The sequence below is a fragment of the Bradyrhizobium sp. USDA 4516 genome (genome assembly GCF_054055915.1).
Genome location: NZ_JBSRXT010000001.1, coordinates 3,390,546 through 3,415,627, shown reverse-complemented (window position 1 = coordinate 3,415,627; position 25,082 = coordinate 3,390,546). Strand labels below are relative to the sequence as shown.

Below are 25,082 nucleotides of genomic sequence, written 5' to 3'. Positions count from 1 at the left end.
TCAGGGGGAAGGAGAAGAGTTCAACCCTCGGCTTCGCGCAATCCGCTCAGCCACAGCGCCAGCAGCGTCCACACCGCGCCCGACAACAGGTACGCACCGGCCGAGATCAAGCCGAAATGCGTCGCCAGCAGCAGCGCCGCGAGCGGCGCAAAGCCGGCACCGAACAGCCAGGCTAAATCCGAGGTCAGTGCCGAGGCCGTGTAGCGATAGTTGCGCGCGAAGCTCGAGGCGATCGCGCCCGACGACTGGCCGAACGACAGGCCGAGCAGCACGAAGCCGAGCACCATGTACACCGTTTCGCCAAACGCGCCGGCATCGAGCAGCTGCGGGGCAAAGCCGCTATAGACCGCGATCGCGACCGCAGACCCGAGCAGCAGCGGCTTGCGCCCGACGCGGTCGGCGATCATGCCGGAGGCGATGATCGCGACGACGCCGACCATGGCGCCGATCATCTCGATGATCAGGAAGCGCACCGGGCTTTCCTTGGTGAACAGGAACACCCAGGACAGCGGAAACACCGTGACCATGTGGAACAGCGCAAAGCTCGCCAGCGGCGCAAAGGCGCCGAGCAGGATGTTGCGGCCCTCCTGCGCGATGGTCTCGCCGACCCGCGCCGGCTCGAGATCGCGGCTTTCGAACAGCTCGGAATATTCATCCGTCGCCACCATGCGCAGCCGCGCGAACAGCGCCACCACGTTGATCGCGAAGGCGACGAAGAACGGATAGCGCCAGCCCCAGTCGAAGAAATCATCCGCCGAGAGGTTGCCGGCGAAGAAGGCGAACAGCGCGCTGGCCACGATCAGCCCGAGCGGCGCGCCGAGCTGCGGCACCATCGCGTACCAGCCGCGGCGATGCGCCGGCGAATTCATCGCCAGCAGCGAGGCAAGGCCGTCCCAGGCGCCGCCCCAGGCGATACCCTGCAGCACGCGCGCGGCGGCCAACAGCCAGATCGCCGCGACGCCGATCGTGTCGTAGCCGGGCAGAAACGCGAGCGCCACCGTGGCGGTGCCGAGCAGGAACAGCGCGATGACGAGCTTGGCGCCCTTGCCGTGGCGGCGGTCGACCGCCATGAAGATGACGGTGCCGAGTGGCCGCGCGGCGAAGGCCAGCGCGAAGATGCCGAATGAATAGAGCGTGCCGGTCAGTTCATTGACGAACGGGAACACCAGCTTCGGGAACACGATGACCGAGGCGATCGCATAGACGAAGAAATCGAAGAATTCCGACGTGCGTCCGATGATGACGCCGATGGCGATTTCGCCGGGTTTCGCCTGCCCGTGACCTGATGCGGTCGGGGTGCCGTGAGCCATTGCTGGGGCTTGTGCCATCGCCGGAGAACCGTCCTTTGGAGCACGATCAAACCGGTTTTCCGAACAGACCGTGCTCAAACAAGAAAGTGAGGCCACGGGCAGATTGCCACGCGGTCCACCTCACCTTCTGACCCTTCATCCCGCAGTGCAACATTGGACAAATTGTCCAATGTGAACTTTGCTGCATCGCAGCTACCCCTTGGCGGAACTCATAAAATTCAAGTGGGGTGAGCCGTGCGCGCCTTGAAATTATTGGCCTTATTGCCGTTCGCGGCGCTCCTTGGCGGGTGCGATTTCGTCGTCCTGGCGCCTGCCGGCGACATCGCCGTCCAGCAGCGCGACCTCGTCGTCATCTCGACCGTGCTGATGCTCATCATCGTGCTTCCGGTGATGGCGCTGACCGTGTTCTTCGCCTGGCGCTACCGCCAGTCCAACACCGCGGCCCCCTACGAGCCGGAGTGGGATCACTCCACCCAGCTCGAGCTCGTGATCTGGTCGGCGCCGCTGCTGATCATCATTTGCCTCGGCGCGCTGACCTGGATGGGCACCCATCTGCTCGATCCCTACCGCTCGCTCGGCCGCATCGCCGCCGACAAGCCGATCGAGAGCAAGGACGCCCCGCTCAATGTCGAGGTGGTCGCGCTCGACTGGAAGTGGCTGTTCATCTACCCGGATTACGGCGTCGCCGCCGTCAACGAGCTCGCAGCTCCAGTCGACCGCCCGATCCGCTTCCGCATCACGGCGTCCTCCGTGATGAACTCGTTCTATATCCCCGCGCTTGCCGGCCAGATCTACGCCATGCCCGGCATGGAGACCAAGCTGCACGCGGTCGCCAACAAGGAAGGCACCTATCGCGGCTTCTCCGCCAACTACAGCGGCGCCGGCTTCTCCGGCATGCACTTCGACTTCAAGAGCCTGTCTGGCGCCGATTTCGACAAGTGGATCGCCACCGCCAAGGCGAGCAGCAACATGCTCGGCCGCACCGACTATCTGCAGCTCGAGCGTCCGAGCCAGAACGATCCGGTCCGGCTCTACCGCTCGGTCGACCGCGATCTCTACAAGGCGGTCCTCAACATGTGCGTCGAGCCCGGCAAGATGTGCATGAGCGAGATGATGGCGATCGACGCCAAGGGCGGCCTCGGCCGCGAAGGCTTCAACAACACGCTGCCGCTGACCTACGACAAATACGCCCGCCGCGGCGCGCCGCTCGGCTCTGAGCCGACCTTCGTCGCCGGCATCTGCTCGATGGACGAGATCAAGGACGCGCCGTCGCACGAGATCACCGCGCCGCTCGACCTGACGCCGCTGCGCGGCTTCGGTCTGAAGCGCCCGCCGTTCTCGCCCGCGCACCCCTCGTCGACATCCTTGCTGCTCGGTCAGCGTCCGAAATCAGAGTCCTGAGGAGGACCGCATGAATCCCGATCTCGTCAAGATGATCTTCGGCCGCCTCAATCTGGAGGCGCTGCCGATCCACGAGCCGATCCTGGTCGGCACCTTCGCGGTGGTGGCGACCGGCGGCCTCGCGCTGTTTGCGATCGTCACCTATTTCCGGCTCTGGACCTATCTGTGGCGCGAGTGGTTCACCACCGTGGACCACAAGCGCATCGGCATCATGTACATGATCCTCGGCATCGTGATGCTGCTGCGCGGCTTCGCGGACGCGTTGATGATGCGGCTGCAGCAGGCGATCGCCTTTGGCGGCTCCGACGGTTACCTCCCGGCCCATCATTACGACCAGATCTTCACCGCGCACGGCGTGATCATGATCTTCTTCGTGGCGATGCCGCTGGTGACCGGCTTGATGAACTACGTGGTGCCGCTGCAGATCGGCGCACGCGACGTCTCCTTCCCGTTCCTCAACAATTTCAGCTTCTGGATGACGGTCGGTGGCGCCGTGCTGGTGATGATGTCGCTGTTCGTCGGCGAATTCGCCCGCACCGGCTGGCTCGCCTACCCGCCGCTGTCGAACATCGGCTACAGTCCCGATGTCGGCGTCGACTATTACATATGGGGACTACAGGTCGCCGGCGTCGGCACGACGCTATCGGGCATCAACCTGATCTGCACCATCGTCAAGCTGCGCGCGCCGGGCATGACGATGATGAAGATGCCGGTGTTCACCTGGACCTCGCTCTGCACCAACGTCCTGATCGTCGCCTCCTTCCCGGTGCTGACGGCGGTGCTGGCGCTGCTGTCGCTCGACCGTTACGTCGGCACCAACTTCTTCACGAACGACTTCGGCGGCAACCCGATGATGTACGTGAACCTGATCTGGATCTGGGGCCACCCCGAGGTCTACATCCTGGTGCTGCCGGCGTTCGGCATCTTCTCCGAGGTGACCGCGACATTCTCCGGCAAGCGGCTGTTCGGCTACACCTCGATGGTCTACGCCACCGTCGTCATCACCATCCTGTCCTACCTGGTCTGGCTGCACCACTTCTTCACGATGGGCTCCGGCGCCAGCGTGAACTCGTTCTTCGGCATCACCACCATGATCATCTCGATCCCGACGGGCGCGAAGATGTTCAACTGGCTGTTCACGATGTATCGCGGCCGCATCCGCTTCGAGCTGCCGATGATGTGGACGGTGGCATTCATGCTGACCTTCGTGATCGGCGGCATGACCGGCGTGCTGCTGGCGGTGCCGCCGGCCGATTTCGTGCTGCATAACAGCCTGTTCCTGATCGCGCATTTCCACAACGTGATCATCGGCGGCGTGCTGTTCGGCCTGTTCGCCGGCGTCAACTACTGGTTCCCGAAGGCGTTCGGCTTCAGGCTCGATCCGTTCTGGGGCAAGCTGTCGTTCTGGCTCTGGGTTCTCGGGCTTCTACTTCGCCTTCATGCCGCTCTATGTGCTCGGCCTGATGGGCGTGACCCGAAGGCTCCGCGTGTTCGACGATCCCTCCTTGCAGATCTGGTTCATCATCGCGGGCTTCGGCGCGTTCCTGATCCTGCTCGGCATCGTCGCGATGCTGGTGCAGTTCGCGGTCAGCATTCTGCGCCGCGAGCAGCTGAAGGACACCACCGGCGATCCCTGGAACGCGCGGACGCTGGAATGGGCGACCTCGTCGCCGCCGCCGGACTACAACTTCGCCTTCACGCCCGTGGTCTACGACAACGACGCCTGGTGGGACATGAAGCGCCGCGGCTACAGGCGCCCGCTGACCGGCTTCAAGCCGATCCACATGCCCTCCAACACCGGCACCGGCATCATCCTCGCCGGACTTGCGACGGTGATGGGGTTCGGCCTGATCTGGTACATCTGGTGGCTCGCCGCCGTCAGCTTCGTTGCGCTGCTCGCGGTCGCGATCGGCCACACCTTCAACTATCACCGCGACTTCCACATCCAGGCGGATGAGGTGGTGCGGACTGAAGACGCGCGGACACGCGTGCTCGCCGCGGGAGCCCAGACATGAGCGTAGCAACAACCGTCTCCACCCAGGACTCCGAGCCGATCTTTCACGTTGTGGACGAGCACGATCATCCGGAAGGCGCCAGCACCATGCTGGGCTTCTGGATCTACCTGATGAGCGATTGCCTCATCTTCGCGATGCTGTTTGCGACCTATGGCGTGCTCGGCGGCAACTATGCCGCTGGCCCATCGCCGAAGGACCTGTTCGACCTCAAGCTGGTCGCGCTCAACACCACGATGCTGCTGCTCTCCTCGATCACCTATGGCTTCGCCATGCTGACGATGGAGAAATCGAGGATCGGCGCGACGCAAGCCTGGCTCGCCATCACCGGGCTGTTCGGCCTCGCCTTCCTCGGCATCGAGCTCACCGAGTTCGCGCATATGATCCACGAGGGCGCGACGCCCCAGCGCAGCGCCTTCCTGTCGTCATTCTTCACCCTGGTCGGCACCCACGGCCTGCACGTCACCTTCGGCCTCGTCTGGCTGGTGACGCTGATGGTGCAGACCGCGCGCTTCGGCCTCACCGAAGCCAACCGGCGCCGGCTGATGTGCCTCTCGATGTTCTGGCACTTCCTCGACGTGGTCTGGATCGGCGTCTTCACCTTCGTCTATCTCCTGGGAATGCTGCGATGACAACAAAAGCTCACGCCAAAGCTCATACGCTCGAAGCCAATGCCAGCCACGGACATGGCGATCACGGCGGCGCGGCTCACGGCTCGCTGCAGAGCTATCTGATCGGCTTCGGTCTCTCCGTCGTCCTCACCGCGGTGCCGTTCTGGCTGGTGATGACCGGCGCCATCGCCGACAAGCAGGTCACCGCGCTGATCGTGCTGGTGCTCGCCGCGGTGCAGATCGTCGTGCACATGGTGTACTTCCTGCACATGAACACGCGGTCCGAGAACGGCTGGACCATGATGGCGATGATCTTCACCGTGATCATGGTGGTGATCGCGCTGACCGGCTCGCTGTGGGTCATGCATCATCTCAATGTCAACATGATGCCGCTGCACGACATGAGCCAGATGCCGTGATCATGCGGTCTGCCAGACCATCGCTTGTGCTGCTCACGCTCGGCATGCTGGGCGTGGTGCTGCCGAGCGCGCTCGGTATCTGGCAGATCGAACGCCGGACCTGGAAGCTGGCGCTGATCGAGCGGGTCGAGCAGCGCATGCATGCCGCGCCGGTCGCGCCGCCGCCCCCATCGTCATGGCCGGCGGTCACGGCCGCGAGCGATGAATACCGCCGCGTCACCCTACGCGGCACGTTCCTCAACGCCGACGAAACGCTGGTGCAGGCCGTCACGGCCGAAGGTCCCGGCTTCTGGGTACTGACCCCGCTGCAAGCCGCCGACGGAACCACCGTGCTGGTCAACCGCGGCTTTGTTCCCGCTGATAAGCGCGATCCCGCGACACGGCGCGATGGCGAGCCGCAGGGCGCCGTCAGCGTCACCGGACTGCTGCGGATGTCGGAGCCGAAGGGCGGCTTCCTGCGCAGCAACGATGCTTCGGCCGGCCGCTGGTATTCCCGCGACGTTGCCGCCATCGCCGCCGCGCACGGACTGTCGCATGTAGCGCCATTCTTCATCGACGCCGATGCGACGCCAAATCCGGGCGGCTACCCAATCGGCGGGCTCACTATCGTGCGGTTTCCGAACAACCACCTGATTTACGCGCTGACATGGTTCGCGCTGGCCCTTATGCTGGCGGGCGCGCTCCTGCGCGTCATCAGCGGCAGGAGCCGCGCCGGCACCTCCGATCCAAGGTGGGGTTCACGGCGCGCCGCCGTGCGCCGCTTGATCGGCGCAGCCCGCAATCTGTCTCGCGACACAGGCCCAGATGCTCGAGCGCACATCGGATCTGCATGACGACAAGGCCGCGACCGGCGCGGCGGTAACGCCGTCCGCCGCGGGCGCGGCCGCCGGCATGCCGTTCGACCTCGCAGCGCCCGCCGACATCGCGACCAATCGCAAGAACATGGCCCTCCTGGTCCAGCTGCGCTGGATCGCCGTGATCGGCCAGATCGCCACCATCGGCTTCGTGCAGTTCTGGATGGGCGTCGCGCTGCCGCTGCTGCCCTTGGCGGCCGTGATCTCCGGGCTGGTGGCACTCAATGTCGTCAGCCTGCTGTGGCTGCGCTACCGCGCCGACATCAACAACCGCGAGCTGCTGGTCGCGCTGGCGCTCGACGTCGCGGCGCTGACCGCCCTGCTCTATCTCAGCGGCGGCGCCACCAACCCGTTCACCTCGCTCTATCTGCTGCAGGTGACGCTTGGCGCGGTGCTGCTCGACGCGCCCTCGACCTGGTCGCTGGTGGCGCTGGTCTGCATGAACTTCGCCTGGCTGACCAGCTATTACCGGCCGCTGGAGCTGCCGCAGCAAGGCTTCGCCGATGCCTTCAACCTCTATATCGCCGGCACCTTCATCGGCCTCGTGCTCGACGCCGTGCTGCTCGTGGTGTTCATGACCCGGATCAACCGCAATCTGCGCGATCGCGACCTGCGCCTCGCGGCGCTGCGCCAGCACGCCGCCGAGCAGGATCACATCGTCCGGATCGGCCTCCTGGCCTCCGGCGCCGCGCATGAGCTCGGCACGCCGCTCGCCTCGCTCTCGGTCATCCTCGGCGACTGGCGCCGGATGCCCGCGCTCGCCTCCGACCCTGAAATGTCGCAGGACCTCGGCGAGATGGAGATCTCGGTGCAGCGCTGCAAGTCGATCGTAACGGGCATCCTGCTCTCGGCGGGCGAAGCCCGCGGCGAAGGCTCCTCGCCGACCACGGTCACGGCGTTCCTGACGGCATTGGTGGAGGAATGGCGGACGACGCGGCCGTCGGCCACGCTGTATTTCCGCAACGCCTTCGGCGCTGATCTCGCGATCGTATCCGACATCGCGCTCAAGCAGGCGATCTTCAACGTGCTCGACAACGCCGCCGAGGTGTCGCGCGACTGGATCGAGCTGACCGCCGAGCGCAATGCCGACACGCTGGTGCTGTCGGTGACCGATCGCGGCCCGGGCTTCTCGCGCGAGATGCTGGCGCATATCGGCAAGCCGTATCAATCGACCAAGGGCAGCCCCGGCAGCGGCCTCGGCCTGTTCCTGGTGGTCAACGTGGTGCGCAAGCTGGGCGGCGTGGTGACGGCGCGCAACCGGCCGGACATCGGCGCCGCGGTCAGGCTCGAGCTGCCGCTCTCGACGCTCGCGATCGGAGACCATCTTGACGGATGAACGCCAGCTCCTGATCGTCGAGGACGATGCGGGTTTCGCCCGCACATTGAAGCGCTCGTTCGAGCGCCGCGGCTATGATGTGGCGGTGTCGGCCTCGCTCGACGAGGTCCGCCAGCTGCTCGAGCAGCAATCGCCCGGCTATGCGGTGGTCGACCTGAAGCTCGCCGGCGGTGCATCGGGCCTTGCCTGCGTCGAGGCGTTGCACACGCATGATCCTGAGATGCTGATCGTCGTGCTGACCGGCTTTGCCAGCATCGCGACGGCGGTCGAGGCGATCAAGCTCGGCGCCTGCCACTATCTGGCCAAGCCGTCAAACACCGACGACATCGAGGCCGCGTTCCTTAAAGCGCAGGGCAATGCCGCCATCGAGGTCGGTGCGCGGCCGACGTCGATCAAGACGCTGGAATGGGAGCGCATCCACCAGACCCTGATGGAGACCGACTTCAACATCTCGGAAGCCGCCCGCCGACTCGGCATGCACCGCCGGACATTGGCGCGCAAGCTCGAGAAGCAGCGGGTGAAGTAGGCGATAGAGGCGGATGACGCCGACGACATCCGCGCATGCGCGCCTGCCTCTTGCTTTGTCACGACATCGCGGCAACATCCGCCGCAGTGTCAATGTACTCCTGAAAGAGGACCGCCTTCCCGTCACGGTACTTGAAAACGTGGGCCCATTCGTTCGTTACAGTCTTGCCTGTTTTCTTTGCCCGCGCCGTGAGTGTACCCAGGACCACGACGGTGTCGCCCTGCTCAATCATCTCACGCGGCGCGAACTCGCTGAATTCCAGATTCTCGCCAACCTGGACGAAGAAGTTTGCAATCTGCTGCTTTCCCTTGAAGGTCCCGGCCCAAGGCAGTTTGTCCTGGGGGCCCGGGGTTATCCACGTGCAGTCGTCATCGATCAGATCCCTCATGAGCGTCGGAATGTCACCACGTTGAAAGGCCTCATAACCCTTCCTGGTTGCCTCAACATTGGATGTCATCGAATTTCTCCTCGCTGCAAATTGATGGGGTCAGTTTAATGTCGATCAAATAACGGCAGGGCGGTCAGCATAGCACGCCGCGCTCCGGTTGCCGTCGTCATCCATGAAGCAAGACAAGACGATACTGGTCAGGATCGTTTACGTAGCTTCGAGCGTCATTGCGGCTCGCTTCGCTGCCAGTGTAAAGCGACGGCATGAGTAATGCCGACAAGCTCTTCCAACCCGACCCTGACAATGCCGACCATGCGGCCATGATCGCGGCGGCGATCCGCTGCATCGACGATTTCACCGACCGCTTCAACGCTCGCGATCTCGCCGGCATGGACGCGCTGCTGCACTTCCCGCACGTCATCCTATCCGGCGAGCAGCTCGTGATCTGGGATGGCCCGGGCCAGCTGCCGCCGTCGTTCTTCAACGATCTGGCGCGCACCACGGGATGGACGAAGAGCACCTATCAGCGCAAGGAGCCGGTGCTGGTCGGGCCGCGCAAGGTGCATCTGCTGGTCGAATACAGCCGCGACCGCGCCGACGGATCGATTGTCAGCCGTCACCGCAATCTATGGATCGTGACCTCCGAGAACCGCCGCTGGGGCATCAAGCAGCGCTCGTATTGAGCACGCGGCGCGGCAGCATCAACGGCGTAGCCGACGGGCTACCGCCGAGCCAGGAAGACCCCCAGCAAGAATGCAACGGCAAGCGATTGAAGCGGAGCCGCCCTGGTCGCTTCACTCAAGTGATGCAGCCACCGATCTTGTTGCGGCAAAGGTTCGAATACGCCGCGCTCAGCCATCTGACGGATCGCCTCTGACGCCTGCTCTATGCGTTGTTCAGGACTGGCAGTTGAAGCAATGGAGTTTTCGTTAGCCATCAGACGAACGGGCCTTCTGTATCAGCACTAACGTCCCTCGATTGCGGACTGTTCCTCGGCTCCTTCACTAAAGCGATGCGCTCAGTCATTCCTGAAGAAATTCGCGAACGGACGCGGCGGGGAGTCATCGTCTTCAGACGCCATGATCGGCACTTCGTGGCGTCGCGCCTGCTCCAAGAGCACCGGAGCTTCGCGGCGTTGCTCGCCTTGTTCGATGCGCCGCTGTTGACGCCTCGCCTGCTCGGTCGCGACGCGCTTCGCCTTGCGTTCGGCGTAGCGCTTACGCCGCTCCTTTTCTGCAATGTCAGATTTTCTCGTGTCCACCACGTCCGCCTGCTTCTCGACAGGCGCTTGTACGTCCTTGACCGGCTCCAGTGGCGGCTGCGGCGGTGAGGCTGCGTCTGGCGTGGCGGGCTCTCGTTGGGTGGCAGGCTGCGGTGGCTGCGCAGCTTCTGCCGTGGATGGCAGGATAACGCGCGCTGGTTCCGCGGGCGCTGGCGAAGAGACACGCGCGGGGGCGCCGGCAGAATCCTTAAGCGCCGAATTCGCCATGAACAGTCCACCACCGAACCCAGCGCCTAGGATAATAAAAGTTGTTCCAACGCCTGCGAAAAAAATGCCTGCCTTTGATGTCATGGTCCGCTCTCCTCACTGGCGAGCGAACGCGCGAAAGTTACCGGCGTTCCGTTTCGGGATAAGTCGGCAACGTGTGCCGCTGGTCCAAGAGTCCAGCGGCGCGGACAGTTTGGAATATCGATCTGCCCGGGCGAAGATCGCGGTCGAGGGGCTGCAACTTGCGGAGAGCCTGCACCCTCACCCGGATTGCATTTGCCATGCAATCCGACCTCTCCCACAAGGGGAGAGGTAAGCGTGCCCCACGGACACGCCGCCAAAGCAAAAAGCCCGGTCTTGCGACCGGGCTTTTGTTTTCAATCCGTCGAACCCTTTCAGGCGGCTTCGTCCTCGACGGCGGTATCGTCGCCATCGGTATCGGCATCCTCGCCGTCGGCATCACCCTCGCCTTCACCCTCGGCTTCTGCCTTGGCGCCGCGGCGCGGGCTCTTGGCGAGCTGGCCTTCGATCTCCTTGATCGCCTCGGTCTCGGTCGAGTGCTGCACGACCGCGATCTCGCGCGACAGGCGGTCGAGCGCCGCTTCATAGAGCTGGCGTTCGCTATAGGACTGCTCGGGCTGCGATTCCGAACGATAGAGGTCGCGGACCACCTCGGCGATCGCGACGATGTCGCCCGAGTTGATCTTCGCTTCGTATTCCTGGGCGCGGCGCGACCACATGGTGCGCTTGACGCGGGCACGGCCCTTCAGCGTCTCCAGCGCCTTCTTGACCAGCGCCGGCTCCGACAGCTTGCGCATGCCGACATTGGCGACCTTCGCCGTCGGGACGCGTAGCGTCATCTTGTCCTTCATGAAATTGATCACGAACAGCTCGAGCTTGGCGCCCGCGATCTCCTGCTCCTCGATCGCCAGGATCTGGCCGACGCCGTGAGCGGGATAGACCACGAATTCATTGGCCTTGAAGCCCTGACGCTGCGTCACGACCTTCTTCGGCTCCTCGACGCGCGGCGCGGCGGCCGGCTTGGCGGCAGCCTTCGGAGCAGCGGCGGGGACGGCAGCCTTCGGGGCGGCCGGCTTCGGCGCAGCAGCCGTCTTGGTCGCGGCAGGCTTGGGGGCGACCTTGGCAGCAGCGGGCTTCGCAGCTGCCGCTTTCGCGGCAGTCTTGGCAGTCTTTTCTGGCATCACGCTTCTTTTGTTCTTTGAGGACTTTGCAGCCGCCGCCTTCTTGGCCCCCTTCACGGACGCCTTGGCACGGCCCTTGGTTGCGCTGCGAGCAACGACAGCGGCTTTTTTCGTCGTCTTTGAAGCACTCTTTTTACGCGTTTTCTGTGACACAGCCTGCGCGCGGAAACTGCCACGCCCCTGTTCGAGTTTGCGGGAACCTCGAAGCCACAAGGTACGCATGGCAGGGGGTTCTTGGCCTGTAATGTGTCAGATATAGCACATTTTCCGCAAAAATCAATGGTTTACGCCCGATTCCGGGCATAACAGGGGCCGTTCAGGTCATATGTCCGTCATTAGGGTTAAATCGGCGGCCGAACGGAGGGCCGCGGCGGACCAGAGTCCGACCTTACCACGGTATTCCCTGGCGAATCAGTCGCCGCTGCCGGGATTCGGAGAAAAATATTTATCGAACTTGCCTTCCTTGCCTTCCCACTCCTTGGCGTCTTCCGGCGAGTCCTTCTTCTGGGTGATGTTCGGCCAGCTCTTGGCGTAGTCGCGGTTGACCTCGAGCCACTTTTCCAGGCCCGGCTCGGTGTCCGGCTTGATGGCGTCCGCCGGGCATTCCGGCTCGCACACGCCGCAATCGATGCATTCGTCGGGATGGATGACCAGCATGTTCTCGCCCTCGTAGAAGCAATCGACGGGGCAGACCTCGACGCAGTCGGTATATTTGCACTTGATGCAGGCTTCAGTGACGACGTAGGTCATCCAAAACTCCGGAACGATCGATTTTTCTGGGGTTGCGTAGCGCAGGAATACCGGGGCCGCAAGGGAAGCGGCCCTCGAAAAACGCCCGTATTCTCACGCTCCTGCCACCCAAATTTAGATGCAAGCGCTAGATAACTACTCCTTACCGGCCTGCAAATTGCCGGCCTGCAAATCCTCGTACAGCACCCGCGCCGAACTGGCATCGCCGCGCCGCTCGGCAAAGCCGATCACCTTGAGCACGCGGACGCTGTTGTCGAGCGCGACGGTGACGACGTCGCCCGCCTTCACCGCATGGCCCGGCGATTTCTCACGCGCGCCGTTGATCCGGACATGCCCCGATACGACGAGTTCAGCGGCACTGGTGCGGGCCTTCACCAGGCGCGCATGCCACAGCCATTTGTCGAGGCGCTGTCGATCCAAACTAGACCAAGCGTTAAACTAAGGGTTGGACTATTCCTTCCGGCCTGCGAGCTGCTCTTTCAGGGCAGCGAGCTTGGCGAATGGCGAATTCGGATCGATCGGCCGGTCGCGCTCGCGCGGCGCGCTCGAGGCGTAGGGCCGATGCGACGGGCCGCCCTCGCGCTTGTCGCGGCCGCCCTTGCCGAAATCGCGGCCGCCGCGGTCACGATCGCCGCGCTCGCCCTTGCGGTCGCCGCCAAACTTGTTGTCGCGGCGACGCTCATTGTCGCGATCGCGACCCTTGCCTTCGAAGCGTTCGCGGCGCTGGCCCTTGTCGTCCCTGTTGTCGCGGGCCTGCGCGCCCTCGGCGGGCGCCGCAGCCGGATCCGCGGGCGCGCCTGGACGCGGCGCGCGGAAATCCTGGTGACGGCGCGGACGGCGATGCTGTTCGCGCTTGCTGTCGCCCTCGCCGCCTTCAGCGGCCTGCGCGCCCTCGGCGGGCTTGCCCTGGTGACGGCCGCGGTTGCGATCGTGGCCGCGATGATGCGGACGGCGCTCGTCTCCGCGGCCGCCGGGACGCCAGACTTCGACCAGCTGCGGCTCGGCCGGCGTCTCCGCGGCGGCGGCTTCAGCCGGTGCTGCCTCGGCACTCGCGGTCTCCGCGGCCGCCTCAGTGGCGGTCTCGGAGGGTGTCTCTGCAGTGGCTTCCACGGCAGGCGCGGGCTCGGATACTTCCGAAGCGGGCGCCTCAGCAGCGGGCTCTTCGGCGACCGCGGCGGGCTCCGCGGCGACTTCTGCCACGGGCTCGGGCTTGGTCTCGACGACGACCGGCGTCGCCTCGCTGGACACCACCTCGGCAAAGCCGACATCGGGCAGCAGCGCGGCTGACGGTGCGGGATCGCCGGACACCGGCTTATCCGTGGCGGCCTCCGGCGCTTCGGCCACAACCTCGGCGGTGGCACCAACCGGCGCATCCACGGCGGCCTCAGAGGTCGCCTCGACCGGCGGCGTCTCGGCGGCGACCGTCTCGGTGGTCTCGGCCACGGCCTCCGTGGTCTCGGCCACGGCCTCCGTGGTCTCGGCCGGCGCGGCCTCGACGGGCTTCGGCGGCAGCGGCGGACGGCGGTCCATGCGGTAGCCGAGCGCGCGCAGGATCGAGGCAAAATCCTCGCCTGCGGAGCCGGTCAGCGAGGTCATCGCCTGCGTCACGACAAAGCCGCGGCCGTCGAACGCACCCGCAGGCTTCTCGCCCGGCGAGGTCTCGCGCCAGGCCAAAGCGGGGCGGATCAGGTCGGCGAGCCGCTCCAGGATGTCGACGCGCACCGCGCGCTCGCCGCACTGGCGATAGCCGAGCACGCGATAGGCATCGCGCGGCAGCGCCTTGTCGACCGGGAACGAGGTGCGGCCGCTCGAGGCGAGATGCTGCACATTCGACAGCGCCGCCATGTCGGCATTGCTCTGCTTCTCGGCCCACAGCAGCGAGGCCAGCGAGCGCGCCGCGGGCTTCAAGAGCTGCGGGAAATAGATGTGGTAGGCGCCGAACCGCACGCCGTATTTGCGCAGGGCCGCGCGCGAGGGCTGGTCGAGATCCTTCATCTCGGCCGCGATCTTCGCGCGCTCGAGCACGCCGAGCGCCTCGACCAGCTGGAAGGCGATGCCGCGGGCGATGCCCTGCAGGTCCTCGGCCTTGGACAGTTCGAACAGCGGCCCGAGCAGCTTTTCGATATGCGTCTTGAGCCAGAGGTCGAGCCGGGTCTGCACCGCTTCGCGCGAGGCGCCGGTCAGCCGCTCGTCGGAGATGATGCGCAGCCGCGGATGCAGCGCGTCCTCGGCGGCCACCAGCTTGGCGACCGCATCGCCGGTCCAGCGGATGGTGCCGTCGGAGGTCAGCACGAACTGCTCGTCGGGGGCGGCGCCCAGCTTCTCGGCGCGCGCATCGATCTCGCGCGCCAGCACCTGCTGGGCGGCGGCTTGCAGCGCCTTGGCATCGCTGCCGGCCTCGGCCGCATCAGGTGCGAAGGTGAAACCATCGAGCCGGCCGATCACGTGGCCTTCCACGATCACTTCACCGGTCTTGCCAATTTCCGTATTCAAAACTGAGTTCTCCCGCAGGCGGCGCATCAATACACTGGTCCGCCTGTCAACGAAACGCTCCGTGAGCCGTTCATGCAGCGCATCGGATAATTTATTTTCGAGCTCGCGCGTGATCCCCTGCCAGTGGTCCGGGTCGTAGAGCCAGTCCGGCCGGTTGGCAACAAAGGTCCAGGTCCTGATCTGCGCGATCCGGCCCGATAGCGTGTCGATATCGCCGTCGGTCCGGTTGGCCTGGTCGACCTGGGCGGCAAACCATGCGTCAGGGATACGCCCCTTTTGCATCAGGAAGCCATACAGCGTGGTCACGAGTTCGGCATGGGCGGCCGGCGACAGCTTCCGGTAGTCCGGAACCTGGCAGGCCTCCCACAGCCGCTCCACCGCGGCCGCCCCATGCGCGAGATTGCGCACCTCGGCGTCGCGCGCAACATGCTCGAGCACGCGCAGGTCCTCGGCCACCGGGGCCCGCGTCAGTGCCTCATGATTGGGCGACAGCGCCAGCGACACCTGCAACGCGCCGAGCGAGGCGAAGTCCAACTTCGCGTTGCGCCATTGCAGCACCTTGACGGCATCGAAGGTGTGGTTCTGCAGCGCGTTGACGAGCTCCGGCTCGAACGGCGCGCAGCGGCCGGTGGTGCCGAAGGTGCCGTTGCGCGTCGCGCGGCCGGCGCGGCCCGCGATCTGCGCGAATTCGGCCGGCGTCAGGCGGCGGAACTGGTAGCCGTCATACTTGCGGTCGGAAGCGAAGGCGACGTGATCGACGTCGAGATTGAGCCCCATGCCGACCGCGTCGGTGGCGACGAGATAATCGACGTCGCCGTTCTGGAACATCGCGACCTGGGCATTGCGCGTGCGTGGTGAGAGCGAGCCCAGCACCACGGCCGCGCCGCCATGCTGGCGGCGGATCAATTCGGCGATCGCGTAGACTTCGTCGGCGGAGAACGCGACGATTGCCGTTCTGCGCGGCTGCCGCGTGATCTTGCGGTCGCCGGCGAATTCGAGCTGCGACAGCCGCGGCCGCGTGATGATCGAGGCACCCGGCAACAGCCGCTCGATCATCGGCCGCATGGTCGCCGCGCCCAGCAGCAGCGTCTCGTCGCGGCCGCGGCGATTGAGGATGCGATCGGTGAACACATGCCCACGCTCGAGATCGGCTGCGATCTGGATCTCGTCGACTGCGAGGAACGAGACATCGAGATCGCGCGGCATCGCTTCCACGGTCGAGACCCAGAAGCGCGGCGCCTTCGGCTTGATCTTCTCCTCGCCGGTGACCAGCGCGACGTTGTCGACGCCGGCGCGATCGACGATCTTGTTGTAGACCTCGCGCGCCAAGAGCCGCAGCGGCAGCCCGATCAGGCCCGACGAATGCGCCAGCATGCGCTCGATGGCCAGATGCGTCTTGCCGGTGTTGGTCGGCCCGAGCACCGCGGTGACGCCTGCACCGGGCACGCGGTCATTTCCGAACGAAGTTGAGAAAGCCATATTTTGCAGGTGTTTCTTTTGATCGATGCGCCGCTGTTAGCCGTCATTGCGAGCCAACGGGTCGCGCGAATGCGCGCCCGATGACAGGCTCCGCTGAAGCAATCCATTCGGACCGCTTGCCGCGATAGTGGATTGCTTCGTCGCTTCGCTCCTCGCAATGACGCTGAAATCCGGAAACTGATCGATCATCGACACCATCTGCGGCGAAATCTGTCTCACAATGCGACGCTTTCCGCGTCCCCCTTAAGCTCTGGAACGACTCTAGAACGAATCGCGGCCGAATCGCTGACTCGATTCCGGGCTCGAAACGTTCACCGCAACATCTCGGGCAGGCTGACGGCGGCGGCACTAGATCAAGTTTGAAGGGGCTCCACAAGCACAGGATATGCGGACTGAATTCCTTAAGTTCCAGGGTGGCCGAGTCGAATCAGAAGCGGACAAGAGTCAACTGGATTCCGGTGACGTTTGTTGCTGGTCCGCGCCTACCTCTGTCTGTCATTCCGGGGCGCGCGTAGCGCGAACCCGGAATCTCGAGATTCCGGGTTCGATGCTGCCGCATCGCCCCGGAATGACGGTGCGACTTACTGCGTCTTCGCCACGCGCGGCGGCGCGGCTGTGGTGACGAACGAGGTGGCTTCCAGCATGGCCTGGCCGAGCGGGGTCGGGATCGTCATGCGGAACGGCACCAGGAGGCGGGTGCCGGCGATCGGCACGAAGGCGATCTCGATGTTGCGCTGGGCGGCGAGGTATTTGATGACCGGGCGATCCGGGATGTAGCCCGAGATCGGCACGAAATAGAGCGCGCAGACCAGCGCCGGGCCGTGATAGCCGCGCTCGGCCTTGACGATCTCGACCCGCTTGAAATCGAGCTTGAGGTCGTAACGCATGCGGCCGTCAAAGATGCCGGCGCCGCTGCGGCAAATATCCGGGCTCATCAATTCGGCATTGCCGGGCGCGCGCAGGAACGAGCCGGTCATCGGATCGAACACGTTCTTCCTCTGCGCGTCGGTCACCGGCAGGCGGTCGGGATCGACCGGCGGCTCCGGCTCGATCGCGGATTCCTTGATGCCGCCATTGGCCAGCACCATCCGGATCGTCTCCGACTTCTTCGAGGTGGTGGTGGTCGCGGTGTAGGAGGTGGCGGCCAGCGCGCCGTTGACGACGCGGCCCTGCGAGGCGCCCGCGCCGGAGCCGCCGGAAAACGCTTTCAGAAGGCCCGCGGTGCCGCCCTGGGCCGAGGCAGAGAAGCTGTCGTCGCCGATTTCGATGGTCCAGCTGCCCTTGCCGACCGGGATACCGGCCAGGGTCGCCTCATACCGGGCGTCGAGCCGCCCCTGCGCGCTGGCGCGCTCGGCGCAGAACAGCAGCAATGCGCCCGCGCACAGGCCGAGCAGCCGGCCGAGCGGGGGCAAAATGGCAATGGCGGTGGTCACTTAACCTACCTGACGGTCCTGCTATCGGCGCTCTATCCATTGTCCATTTCGGCGTTCAATTCGGCCGGACAACAAGGCGCATCTTGTATGGAACCTAGACTTGCAGCCGAATACGCCCTTTATATGGTTGCCATATCCGCCGTTAAGTGGCTGGAAGACCTTATGAACCGGCAATTCCGGTGCCCCGCATGCGGCGATATAATCTTGACGCTCGGGTATTCTCCCCCTATACACCCGCGGTTCCTGGAAAATGGACGCGAATTCAAAACCCCCGCGCGGGCCGTGTGATTGCACGCCTGGCAGAGAGGCGGGGATGCAATAAGGATTTTGTAAGATGTCCCGGCGCTGCGAACTGACGGCCAAGGGCCCCCAGACGGGCCACAAGGTGAGCCACTCGAACATCAAGACCAAGCGGCGCTTCCTGCCGAACCTGGCCAACATCACCTTCATCTCCGAAGCGCTCGGCCGCAACGTGCGCCTGCGCGTCTCGACCAATGCGCTGAAGAGCGTCGACCACAATGGCGGCCTCGACGCCTATCTGCTCAAGGCCAAGGCCGACGTGCTCTCGCCCCGCGCCCTCGACCTGAAGCGCGCGATCGAGAAGAAGGTCGGCAAGCCGGCGCTGGTGAAGAAGGCGAGCTGAGCGAGACGCGAGAGCGGAATTCGCGGAGAGAGTTTTGAACGGCCGGGTCGGATGACCCGGCCGTCTTGTTTTTTAGATGGTAGGCTGAACGACTGTAACCAGCGACCGCTCAAAATCAGAGAAGTCGGTCAGTTGATTGACGTCAACGGCTCTCAAGTCCTGCAGCGCTCTATCAAGGTCATATTGATCGAGGTAGGGGATCAGCTTTCGCGCAATCTGATTGGGAATTCCGTACTCGTCTAAGGCAGCTATCGGTGCGGGCAAGAATAGATGCTCTGTAGCCTCGGCATAAACGGTATAGTCCGGGGAAGACAGCTCAAGACGATCTGCGACCTCGGACACGATACGATGAAGAACCATAAGATCGCGTGGGAACTGAAACGTAGCGATGTTACGGACGATTTTGAGCGCATTGTCGATTCGATCTGACACTGACTGGCCAGGCAGCACGCCAACCGCAATCTCTCGAAGATAACCAGACAAGCCCCGCGACATCCCCAACGCATTAAGATGCCAAGCAAGCCCTTTGCCTGACTTGATATCAAGGTCCTTCAGTCTCGGTCCGGAGAGGTCTGCGACTATTAAATCGCAAACGGCTACTAATTGATCCCGCTGCGGGAACCCCCTCCAGAGCAGAAGCGCGTCACCTTGAACGAGTCTATCGTGGACGGCCCGCGCGATCCTGTTTTGCGTGTCCGGCAAGACCGAACCATTCGCCCGCAAAGTATCCGCAGACAAGAAACTACTTTCGATCGCATCGTTTACGCGCTCCCTTGAGCGCTCTGAGAGTTCGCTCTCATCCAACTGCAACAATAGCGAGAGCGGTGTGTCTTCGTTTTGTCCTCCTATCGGGTACTCAACAATAACATCTTCATTCTCTGGCGGCCTTTCGAGCATAAAGACCTTTCCCACGAAGTACGTCCCCATTCGACCGGCGCGCCCCTGAATGTTCTTGTAAGTGAAAAAATCAAGGACGTTCCTATTTCGTCGACGGTCATAGACAATAACGTTCTTGGCTACTGTATTGACGCCCTCAATAAGTGTCGAAGTACAGATGAGGACTCTGATTGAACCGTCATTGAACATTCGCACCATGTGCTGTTGAAGGGCCCGCGGAATTCCTCCGTGATGCAGTCCGACGCCGTGTCGAAGCGCCTCTGCAGCTAAGATGTACACGTTCGTTTTGTCTGAGACTGCCACTTGAGAAGGGTGAGTGATCAAGTGGCAACGGCTCCTGAATTTTTGTGCGATCCGCCTTCGAGTTTCATCTATCAGCGCCAGCGTCGGAAGCACGATCACGATCTTCCGGAACTTATCGAGCGCAATCATTGCGTCGATCAAGAGGCTTTTCCCGACGCTCGTCGAAGCGCTAAGCACGACGTTTGAACCGGACCGCAACTGGTAGTAGATTCTCGCTTGAAGACTGTGAAAGACCGCATCCAATCCATCCGGACGATGCAGTTCGTACGCTAGAAGGTCCTCCGTTTCGGTGGATTCTATAATAGGCGAGAGATAAGGATAAAATCGCGTGCAGTAACGCTTCGCCGATCATTTCGAGGACAAACGACGCAGCTACATGATCTTGATACTTAAATCCAATTCGTGCGGCGACGCCGCCGGCGTCTGAAATGTCGTCCACAATTCACCCTGTACGCAGTTCAACGAACTCAGGTCCCAAACGACTTCTGCAATCAAGCGTTGAAAACGATTCTCCGCAAGAATTTAGTCGAATGCCCTGGGCAGCTTCTTCGCGCGCAGAAGATAAAATTCATCAAATATTTTCAATGCGATACAGCCCCACCCAGTCAATTCAAGGAAAATGCTCCTACTCATTGGCTCCAAATCGCGAGTACAAGCAACGCGTGCCTCCCCCGCTGAGGGACGTATCGCGATCGTGACGGACTGGGTGCGGGATGCGGTGGACGCGGGAGGCGCGCGAGACGAGCGCGCCGAATCGCGGACGGTGAAAGCGTGTGGTCCTGACGCCTCGGTGAAAGGTGTCCCCCGCGAGATGCGAAAGCGTCTTGCGAAGGCGGCGACAATCAAACCCTGTCTCGCCGGAGGTGAATCGATCTGACCGTTGCACGCGGCGTGCGATGGCGAGGTGGATTTTTCTTTGTACGATTACGCGTGAAGTAAAATCATCCATCATATCGCACGAGGAGAGATGGATTTCTTCGTCGCTGCGCTCTTCGCAATGACGGCGTTCGCGAAGGTTCGATGACAGCTGCCGCCAATGACAGCGGTGTCATCGCTGGCCACACTGCGAATCTCTGCTGACGCGCTCTAGGCGAGTGAAGAAAGACTTAACGCACGCGCCTTAACCAACGAAGAAACCCTATAAACAAAGGCAAAGCGGGCCTCTCGCGTGGCCGTTAATCACAACATCACTGCGCATCATCACGAGCGCATGAGGCGCATGCAAAACGCCACGATCTCTTCCAGATATTAGTGTGCAAACAAGCCGTCCGACACGATTGCGATTCGACGCAGGCCAAGCCCGTATCGTCTCGAACACCGTGAGGGACATCACGGCCGGCACAACTGATTGTGAGGCGTGCGCCGCACTCTTGGGAAGAAGCCTGGCCGTTCTTACATCACGTCCGAAGAACGACCCCGATAAAGGAATTCGTCAATGCAAGTTCGCGCAGCCGATCCGCGCGGAAGACTGGTGCCTGCGATTGCAACCGCCGCCGTGGCGGTGCTCGCGACGGCCGCCCTCGTCATCCTCGAATTCAACCCGCCCCGCAATGTGCAGGCCGCGGCCGAGCCCGGCATGATCACCTCCGCCGCCGCCAGCAGAGCCGGCGCTACCGTGCTGCCGACCGATCCGGTCACGACCGGCAGCGTGCGGTATCGTTAAGGACTCCGCTCTCTCATCACGTCGTCCCGGCGAAGGCCGGGACCCATTACCCCGGCTGTTTATTGGTTATAAGGCTGGGGCAACATTCCATGTAACGGCAAACATTAGTGGTTATGGGTCCCGGCCTTCGCCGGGACGACGGTAATCATCACCTCCCCCGCCCGCATTTTCGCATCCCTGCCCCGGCGTCTCACCACAAGCCCAACGTGCGGCCGCTCACGTAAGCTCTCCCTCGCTAACAAAACAAAAAAGCCACAGGGAGGCTCACGATGATCTGGAAGGCCGTCACGGCAGCCGTCGCGCTTGCGCTCGCGACGCAGGTACACGCCGCCGAGAAGAAATACGGCACGGGCGCCAGCGACACCGAGATCAAGCTCGGACAGACCTCGCCATTCTCCGGCGCGGCGTCGGCCTACAGCGTGATCGCGAAGACGCAGGCCGCCTACTTTAGGATGATCAACGACCAGGGCGGCGTGAACGGGCGCAAGATCAACCTGATCACGCTCGACGACGGCTACTCGCCGCCGAAGACGGTGGAGCAGACGCGCAAGCTGGTGGAGCAGGAGGAGGTCGCCGCGATCCTCAATCCGCTGGGCACGCCGACGGGCCTGGCCGTGCGCAAATATCTCAATGACAAGAAAGTGCCGCAGCTGTTCGTTGGCGCCGGCGCCACGCTGTGGGGCGACTACGCGCATTATCCGTGGACGATCGGCTTCCAGCCGTCGTACCAGGCCGAGACCGCGGTCTACGCAAAGTATGTGCTGACCAACAAGCCGGACGCCAAGATCGCGCTGTTCTACCAGAACGACGACGCCGGCAAGGATTACGGCAACGGCTTCAAGAAGGGACTGGGGCCGGAGAACACCGCCAAGATGGTGGTGGCGGAGACGACCTATGAATCGACCGATCCGACGGTCGACAGCCAGATCGTGAAGCTGAAATCCTCCGGCGCCAACGTGCTGTTCATGCACGCGATCCCCAAGCAGGCGGCGCAGGCGATCAAGAAGATCGGCGAGATCGGCTGGAAGCCGGATTTGTTCTTCCTCGCGGCGACCTCGACCTCGGTGTCCTCGGTGCTGAAGCCGGCCGGCTTCGACTATTCCAGGGACATCATCTCGTCCTACTCGCTGAAGGATCCGAACGATCCGCAGTGGAAGGACGATAAGGACGTGATCGCCTGGCAGGACTTCATGAAGAAGTATTTTCCGGACGGCAATCTGCAGGACCAGCTGATCGTCTACGGCTATGTGGTGGCGGAGGCGACGGTGCAGGTCTTGAAGCAATGCGGCGACGACCTCACCCATGAGAACATCATGAGGCAGGCCGCCAATCTCGACATCGCGCTGCCGATGTTCCTGCCCGGCATCAAGGTGAAGACCTCGCCGACCGACTACTTCCCGGTCGAGGCGATGCGGCTGCAGAAGTTCAACGGCGAGACCTGGCAGCTGTTCGGCGACACGATCGGAAATGATTGAGGGGGTTGTTGAACGCAAATCCATCCACATCGTCGTCCCGGCGAAGGCCGGGAGGTGGATTCACATTCGAAGTGCAACACTTGAGCAAAGGACTCGGCAGGCGTGCGGTAGTCAAGGCATTTGCGCGGGGTGTTGTTGTAGGCGGCGATGAACTGGCGGAATCTGGCGGTCGAGAGGGTTACGAGATCCGTCTTGCGGGGAATAAAGCGGCGCATCCTGCCGATGGCGTTCTCGATGCCACCCTTCTGCCAGGGGGCATGGGGATCGCAGAAGAAGGTCGCGATCGAGAGGCGGTGCAGCGCCAGGTGACCGGCGAACTCGGTGCCGTTGTCGAAGGTAACGCTCTGGCGCAGCTCTTGTGGAAGGGGCGCGAAGAAGCCCACGAGATGGCGGGCGACACCGCGCGCGACCTTGCTGGCAAGGCGGATGCCGAGCAGCAGCCGCGAGGTGCGCTCGTGCACGGTCAGCACGGCCTGACCGTATTTCGAGAACATCATCAGGTCGGCCTCCCAGTGCCCGGGCACGCTGCGGTCGGCCGCTTCGAGCGGCCGATTTGCCAGGGATACACGGCCTTCGATGAAGCTTGCGGGGCTGCCGCCCCGCTTGCCGCGGCAGCCGCGCTTGCTCTTGGCGCGCGGCAGATAGCGCCGCCAGTTGAAGTCCGTGGTGCGCCTGAGTTGGCGATAGATGAAGCGGTAGATGGTCTCGTGGGAGATCACCTTGCGCCCGTACTCGCGGGCCAGCCGGCCAGCGACCTGCTCGGGCGACCAGCCGCGGCGAAGGCGTTGCAACACCGCGCGGCGCAGGCCGGGCTCCCGTTCGAGGCGTCCGCCCGTCCAGCGCCGCGCTCGCATCTGGTGCTGGGCATAGCTCGGCTTGTAGCCGACCTGGCTCCCCCGATTGCGCCTCAGTTCCCGAGAGATCGTTGATGGCGAGCGATCCAGAGCTGCCGCGATTTGCCGGACCGAGCTGCCATTGGCCGATAGGCAGGCAATCTCGCATCGGTCGTCCAGAGAGAGCTGCTTGTAAGTCCGCCCCATGGCAACACCTCCTCAAGGAAGTGTTGCACTTCGTTTGTGAACTCAGGGGACCCATTACCCCGACTGGATGGCGTGGCGCGACGCTGGAGCCGCAGCCCGCTCCTGCAACAGGCTGCGGTGGTTATGGGTCCCGGCCTTCGCCGGGACGACGAGGAGGTTAGCTCCCCGTCAACAACGGCGAAATGCCACCTGCCCCCGGGTGCGGGCATACGCATGATCGATTTCGGAATATTGGAAATATACCCCTGAGTTGCCCGACGCGTCAAGTCGCCGGGTCGAACGTCGGCCACCGCCGGCTACTTTGCATGGGGTTGTTTTCGATATTTTGGCAACGCGCCTCCCCCGCAAGCGCCCTCCAGGGGAGGCAAGCGAGGAGTCACACCCCCTTCTCCAGCAACACCCGAAAATCCGCCCGCGCACGCTGCGCCTCGGCGCGTGCGGCCTCCGACGCGTCGCCGAGACCAAAATAGCCGTGAATCAGCCCCTCGCCGGAATGATAGGTCACCGGCACGCCGGCCGCCTGCAACGCCCGCGCGTAGGCATGACCCTCGTCGCGCAGCGGGTCGAACCAGGCGGTGGTGACGACCGCCGGCGCCACACCGGCAAGGCTCTTCGCGCGCAGCGGCGAGACACGCCAGTCGGCGCCCTCGGCCTTGTCGGCGAGATAGTGCCCGCAGAACCACTGCATCGTCGCCCGCGTCAGGAAGTAGCCGTCCGCATTCTCGGCGCGTGACGGAAATTTGGCGTTCTCGGCCGCGTCGGCAAAATTGCCGACCACATGGGTGACGGGATAGACCAGCAATTGCCCGGCGAGCCTGATGCCGGCGTCGCGGCAGGCCAGCGCTGACGTGGCGGCGAGATTGCCGCCGGCGGAATCGCCGGCGACGCCGACGCGGGAAAGGTCGCCGCCGAATTCGTCGATCCGCGCGACCACGTCGCGGATCGCGGCGAACGCATCCTCGAACGCGCCGGGAAAGCGGGTTTCCGGCGGGCGGCGGTAATCGACCGAGATCACGACAGCGCCGGTGTCGATCACGAGGTTGCGGGCCTGGCGATCATGCGTCTCGAGATCGCCGGCGACCCAGCCGCCGCCGTGGAAGAAGATCACGGTCGGCGCCGTGCCACGGCCGTTGCGATAGAGCCGCGCGCCGAGCTTGCCGGCGGCGCCAGCGACCTCGATATCGCGTGCCACGTCGACCGGCGGCGGCGGCACCGCCTTGCGCGCCTCCGCCAGCGCCCGGAGCGAATCGCGACAGCTCTGCGGCGTCATGGTTTCGGGATCGCGCAGCGGCAGCAGCGGGATGATCTTCTCAATGACGGGATCGAGCGGAAGCGGCATGGGAGTCCTTCAGTGCGAG

Annotated in this window: 20 protein-coding genes and 2 pseudogenes; 11 read left to right on the top strand and 11 right to left on the bottom strand. The window is 63.7% G+C overall.

Annotation, left to right across the window (positions count from 1 at the left end; all coding sequences use genetic code 11):
* Positions 1–20: 20 nt before the first annotated feature.
* Positions 21–1,310, bottom strand: a complete 1,290-nt coding sequence (locus ACVI1L_RS15695; protein WP_057015508.1) for an MFS transporter — start codon at positions 1,308–1,310, stop codon at positions 21–23.
* Positions 1,311–1,544: 234 nt separating this feature from the next.
* Here ACVI1L_RS15695 and cyoA point away from each other — a divergent pair, with 234 nt between their 5' ends.
* The 7 genes and pseudogenes from cyoA to ACVI1L_RS15660 all read left to right on the top strand — a co-directional run bounded on the left by cyoA (position 1,545) and on the right by ACVI1L_RS15660 (position 8,469).
* Positions 1,545–2,711, top strand: coding sequence for a ubiquinol oxidase subunit II (gene cyoA, locus ACVI1L_RS15690; RefSeq protein WP_229192747.1), 1,167 nt, complete (start codon positions 1,545–1,547; stop codon positions 2,709–2,711).
* 10 nt (positions 2,712–2,721) lie between these two features.
* A pseudogene (gene cyoB, locus ACVI1L_RS15685) lies at positions 2,722–4,726 on the top strand (cytochrome o ubiquinol oxidase subunit I).
* Entirely contained in the window at positions 4,723–5,355 is a 633-nt protein-coding gene (gene cyoC, locus ACVI1L_RS15680) for a cytochrome o ubiquinol oxidase subunit III (protein ID WP_225163208.1), read from the top strand. The pseudogene cyoB and the gene cyoC overlap by 4 nt, the downstream one beginning before the upstream one ends.
* On the top strand, positions 5,352–5,753 hold the full coding sequence (gene cyoD / locus ACVI1L_RS15675) for a cytochrome o ubiquinol oxidase subunit IV (RefSeq protein WP_456783239.1): 402 nt from the start codon (positions 5,352–5,354) through the stop codon (positions 5,751–5,753). Before cyoC ends, cyoD begins: the two co-directional genes overlap by 4 nt.
* A 2-nt stretch (positions 5,754–5,755) precedes the next feature.
* Positions 5,756–6,586 (top strand): SURF1 family protein, encoded by an 831-nt coding sequence (locus ACVI1L_RS15670; protein WP_456783238.1) that lies wholly within the window; start codon positions 5,756–5,758, stop codon positions 6,584–6,586.
* Positions 6,558–7,943 (top strand): ATP-binding protein, encoded by a 1,386-nt coding sequence (locus ACVI1L_RS15665; RefSeq protein WP_168858672.1) that lies wholly within the window; start codon positions 6,558–6,560, stop codon positions 7,941–7,943. Before ACVI1L_RS15670 ends, ACVI1L_RS15665 begins: the two co-directional genes overlap by 29 nt.
* Positions 7,933–8,469 carry a response regulator transcription factor gene (locus ACVI1L_RS15660; protein ID WP_057015515.1) on the top strand — a complete coding sequence of 179 codons (537 nt, stop codon included), beginning with the start codon at positions 7,933–7,935 and terminating at the stop codon, positions 8,467–8,469. Before ACVI1L_RS15665 ends, ACVI1L_RS15660 begins: the two co-directional genes overlap by 11 nt.
* Positions 8,470–8,527: 58 nt before the next feature.
* Here the strand turns inward: ACVI1L_RS15660 and ACVI1L_RS15655 are convergent, their stop codons facing one another.
* Positions 8,528–8,926, bottom strand: coding sequence for a nuclear transport factor 2 family protein (locus tag ACVI1L_RS15655; protein WP_229193384.1), 399 nt, complete (start codon positions 8,924–8,926; stop codon positions 8,528–8,530).
* 194 nt (positions 8,927–9,120) lie between these two features.
* On the opposite strand from ACVI1L_RS15655, the gene ACVI1L_RS15650 reads away from it, so the two are divergent.
* Positions 9,121–9,540 (top strand): hypothetical protein, encoded by a 420-nt coding sequence (locus ACVI1L_RS15650; RefSeq protein WP_456783237.1) that lies wholly within the window; start codon positions 9,121–9,123, stop codon positions 9,538–9,540.
* 335 nt (positions 9,541–9,875) lie between these two features.
* Here the strand turns inward: ACVI1L_RS15650 and ACVI1L_RS15645 are convergent, their stop codons facing one another.
* The 6 genes from ACVI1L_RS15645 to ACVI1L_RS15620 all read right to left on the bottom strand — a co-directional run bounded on the left by ACVI1L_RS15645 (position 9,876) and on the right by ACVI1L_RS15620 (position 17,682).
* The gene (locus tag ACVI1L_RS15645; RefSeq protein ID WP_156436051.1) at positions 9,876–10,430 is read right to left on the bottom strand and encodes a hypothetical protein; all 555 of its coding nucleotides are present in this window, start codon (positions 10,428–10,430) and stop codon (positions 9,876–9,878) included.
* A 311-nt stretch (positions 10,431–10,741) separates the two neighbouring features.
* Positions 10,742–11,548 carry a CarD family transcriptional regulator gene (locus tag ACVI1L_RS15640; protein ID WP_080686805.1) on the bottom strand — a complete coding sequence of 269 codons (807 nt, stop codon included), beginning with the start codon at positions 11,546–11,548 and terminating at the stop codon, positions 10,742–10,744.
* A gap of 411 nt (positions 11,549–11,959) precedes the next feature.
* Complete coding sequence (gene fdxA, locus ACVI1L_RS15635) at positions 11,960–12,298, bottom strand: ferredoxin FdxA (RefSeq protein ID WP_057015519.1); 339 nt, start codon at positions 12,296–12,298, stop codon at positions 11,960–11,962.
* Between the two features lie 135 nt (positions 12,299–12,433).
* Positions 12,434–12,718, bottom strand: coding sequence for an RNA-binding S4 domain-containing protein (locus ACVI1L_RS15630; RefSeq protein WP_076824784.1), 285 nt, complete (start codon positions 12,716–12,718; stop codon positions 12,434–12,436).
* A gap of 30 nt (positions 12,719–12,748) precedes the next feature.
* Positions 12,749–16,270, bottom strand: coding sequence for a helicase-related protein (locus tag ACVI1L_RS15625; RefSeq protein WP_456783236.1), 3,522 nt, complete (start codon positions 16,268–16,270; stop codon positions 12,749–12,751).
* Between the two features lie 581 nt (positions 16,271–16,851).
* Entirely contained in the window at positions 16,852–17,682 is an 831-nt protein-coding gene (locus tag ACVI1L_RS15620; protein WP_456785558.1) for a DUF3108 domain-containing protein, read from the bottom strand.
* A gap of 355 nt (positions 17,683–18,037) precedes the next feature.
* On the opposite strand from ACVI1L_RS15620, the gene rpmB reads away from it, so the two are divergent.
* Positions 18,038–18,346 (top strand): 50S ribosomal protein L28, encoded by a 309-nt coding sequence (gene rpmB, locus ACVI1L_RS15615; RefSeq protein ID WP_057015522.1) that lies wholly within the window; start codon positions 18,038–18,040, stop codon positions 18,344–18,346.
* A gap of 72 nt (positions 18,347–18,418) precedes the next feature.
* Here rpmB and ACVI1L_RS15610 read toward each other — a convergent pair whose 3' ends face one another.
* The gene (locus ACVI1L_RS15610; protein WP_456783235.1) at positions 18,419–19,687 is read right to left on the bottom strand and encodes a helicase-related protein; all 1,269 of its coding nucleotides are present in this window, start codon (positions 19,685–19,687) and stop codon (positions 18,419–18,421) included.
* A gap of 1,294 nt (positions 19,688–20,981) precedes the next feature.
* Between ACVI1L_RS15610 and ACVI1L_RS15605 the strand changes: the two genes are divergently transcribed.
* Together ACVI1L_RS15605 and ACVI1L_RS15600 are read left to right on the top strand one after the other, a co-directional pair.
* Positions 20,982–21,209 carry a hypothetical protein gene (locus ACVI1L_RS15605; protein WP_016843499.1) on the top strand — a complete coding sequence of 76 codons (228 nt, stop codon included), beginning with the start codon at positions 20,982–20,984 and terminating at the stop codon, positions 21,207–21,209.
* 269 nt (positions 21,210–21,478) lie between these two features.
* Positions 21,479–22,684, top strand: coding sequence for an ABC transporter substrate-binding protein (locus ACVI1L_RS15600; RefSeq protein WP_057015524.1), 1,206 nt, complete (start codon positions 21,479–21,481; stop codon positions 22,682–22,684).
* A gap of 53 nt (positions 22,685–22,737) precedes the next feature.
* On the opposite strand, the pseudogene ACVI1L_RS15595 reads toward ACVI1L_RS15600, so the two are convergent.
* Both ACVI1L_RS15595 and ACVI1L_RS15590 read right to left on the bottom strand, forming a co-directional pair.
* Positions 22,738–23,724 (bottom strand): annotated as a pseudogene (locus tag ACVI1L_RS15595) (IS30 family transposase); the annotation flags it as partial.
* Between the two features lie 376 nt (positions 23,725–24,100).
* A complete protein-coding gene (locus ACVI1L_RS15590) occupies positions 24,101–25,063 on the bottom strand; it encodes an alpha/beta hydrolase (protein ID WP_456783234.1) in 963 nt (320 codons plus the stop codon).
* Positions 25,064–25,082 lie beyond the last annotated feature (19 nt).

Bases quoted from the DNA above. Each gene is read 5' to 3' on its own strand.
- ACVI1L_RS15695 (WP_057015508.1), bottom strand. From the start codon at position 1,310: ATGGCTCACGGCACCCCGACCGCATCAGGTCACGGGCAGGCGAAACCC.
- cyoC (WP_225163208.1), top strand. From the start codon at position 4,723: ATGAGCGTAGCAACAACCGTCTCCACCCAGGACTCCGAGCCGATCTTT.
- cyoD (WP_456783239.1), top strand. From the start codon at position 5,352: ATGACAACAAAAGCTCACGCCAAAGCTCATACGCTCGAAGCCAATGCC.
- ACVI1L_RS15670 (WP_456783238.1), top strand. From the start codon at position 5,756: ATGCGGTCTGCCAGACCATCGCTTGTGCTGCTCACGCTCGGCATGCTG.
- ACVI1L_RS15665 (WP_168858672.1), top strand. From the start codon at position 6,558: ATGCTCGAGCGCACATCGGATCTGCATGACGACAAGGCCGCGACCGGC.
- ACVI1L_RS15655 (WP_229193384.1), bottom strand. From the start codon at position 8,926: ATGACATCCAATGTTGAGGCAACCAGGAAGGGTTATGAGGCCTTTCAA.
- ACVI1L_RS15650 (WP_456783237.1), top strand. From the start codon at position 9,121: ATGAGTAATGCCGACAAGCTCTTCCAACCCGACCCTGACAATGCCGAC.
- ACVI1L_RS15645 (WP_156436051.1), bottom strand. From the start codon at position 10,430: ATGACATCAAAGGCAGGCATTTTTTTCGCAGGCGTTGGAACAACTTTT.
- ACVI1L_RS15640 (WP_080686805.1), bottom strand. From the start codon at position 11,548: ATGCCAGAAAAGACTGCCAAGACTGCCGCGAAAGCGGCAGCTGCGAAG.
- fdxA (WP_057015519.1), bottom strand. From the start codon at position 12,298: ATGACCTACGTCGTCACTGAAGCCTGCATCAAGTGCAAATATACCGAC.
- ACVI1L_RS15625 (WP_456783236.1), bottom strand. From the start codon at position 16,270: ATGGCTTTCTCAACTTCGTTCGGAAATGACCGCGTGCCCGGTGCAGGC.
- rpmB (WP_057015522.1), top strand. From the start codon at position 18,038: ATGTCCCGGCGCTGCGAACTGACGGCCAAGGGCCCCCAGACGGGCCAC.
- ACVI1L_RS15605 (WP_016843499.1), top strand. From the start codon at position 20,982: ATGCAAGTTCGCGCAGCCGATCCGCGCGGAAGACTGGTGCCTGCGATT.
- ACVI1L_RS15600 (WP_057015524.1), top strand. From the start codon at position 21,479: ATGATCTGGAAGGCCGTCACGGCAGCCGTCGCGCTTGCGCTCGCGACG.
- ACVI1L_RS15590 (WP_456783234.1), bottom strand. From the start codon at position 25,063: ATGCCGCTTCCGCTCGATCCCGTCATTGAGAAGATCATCCCGCTGCTG.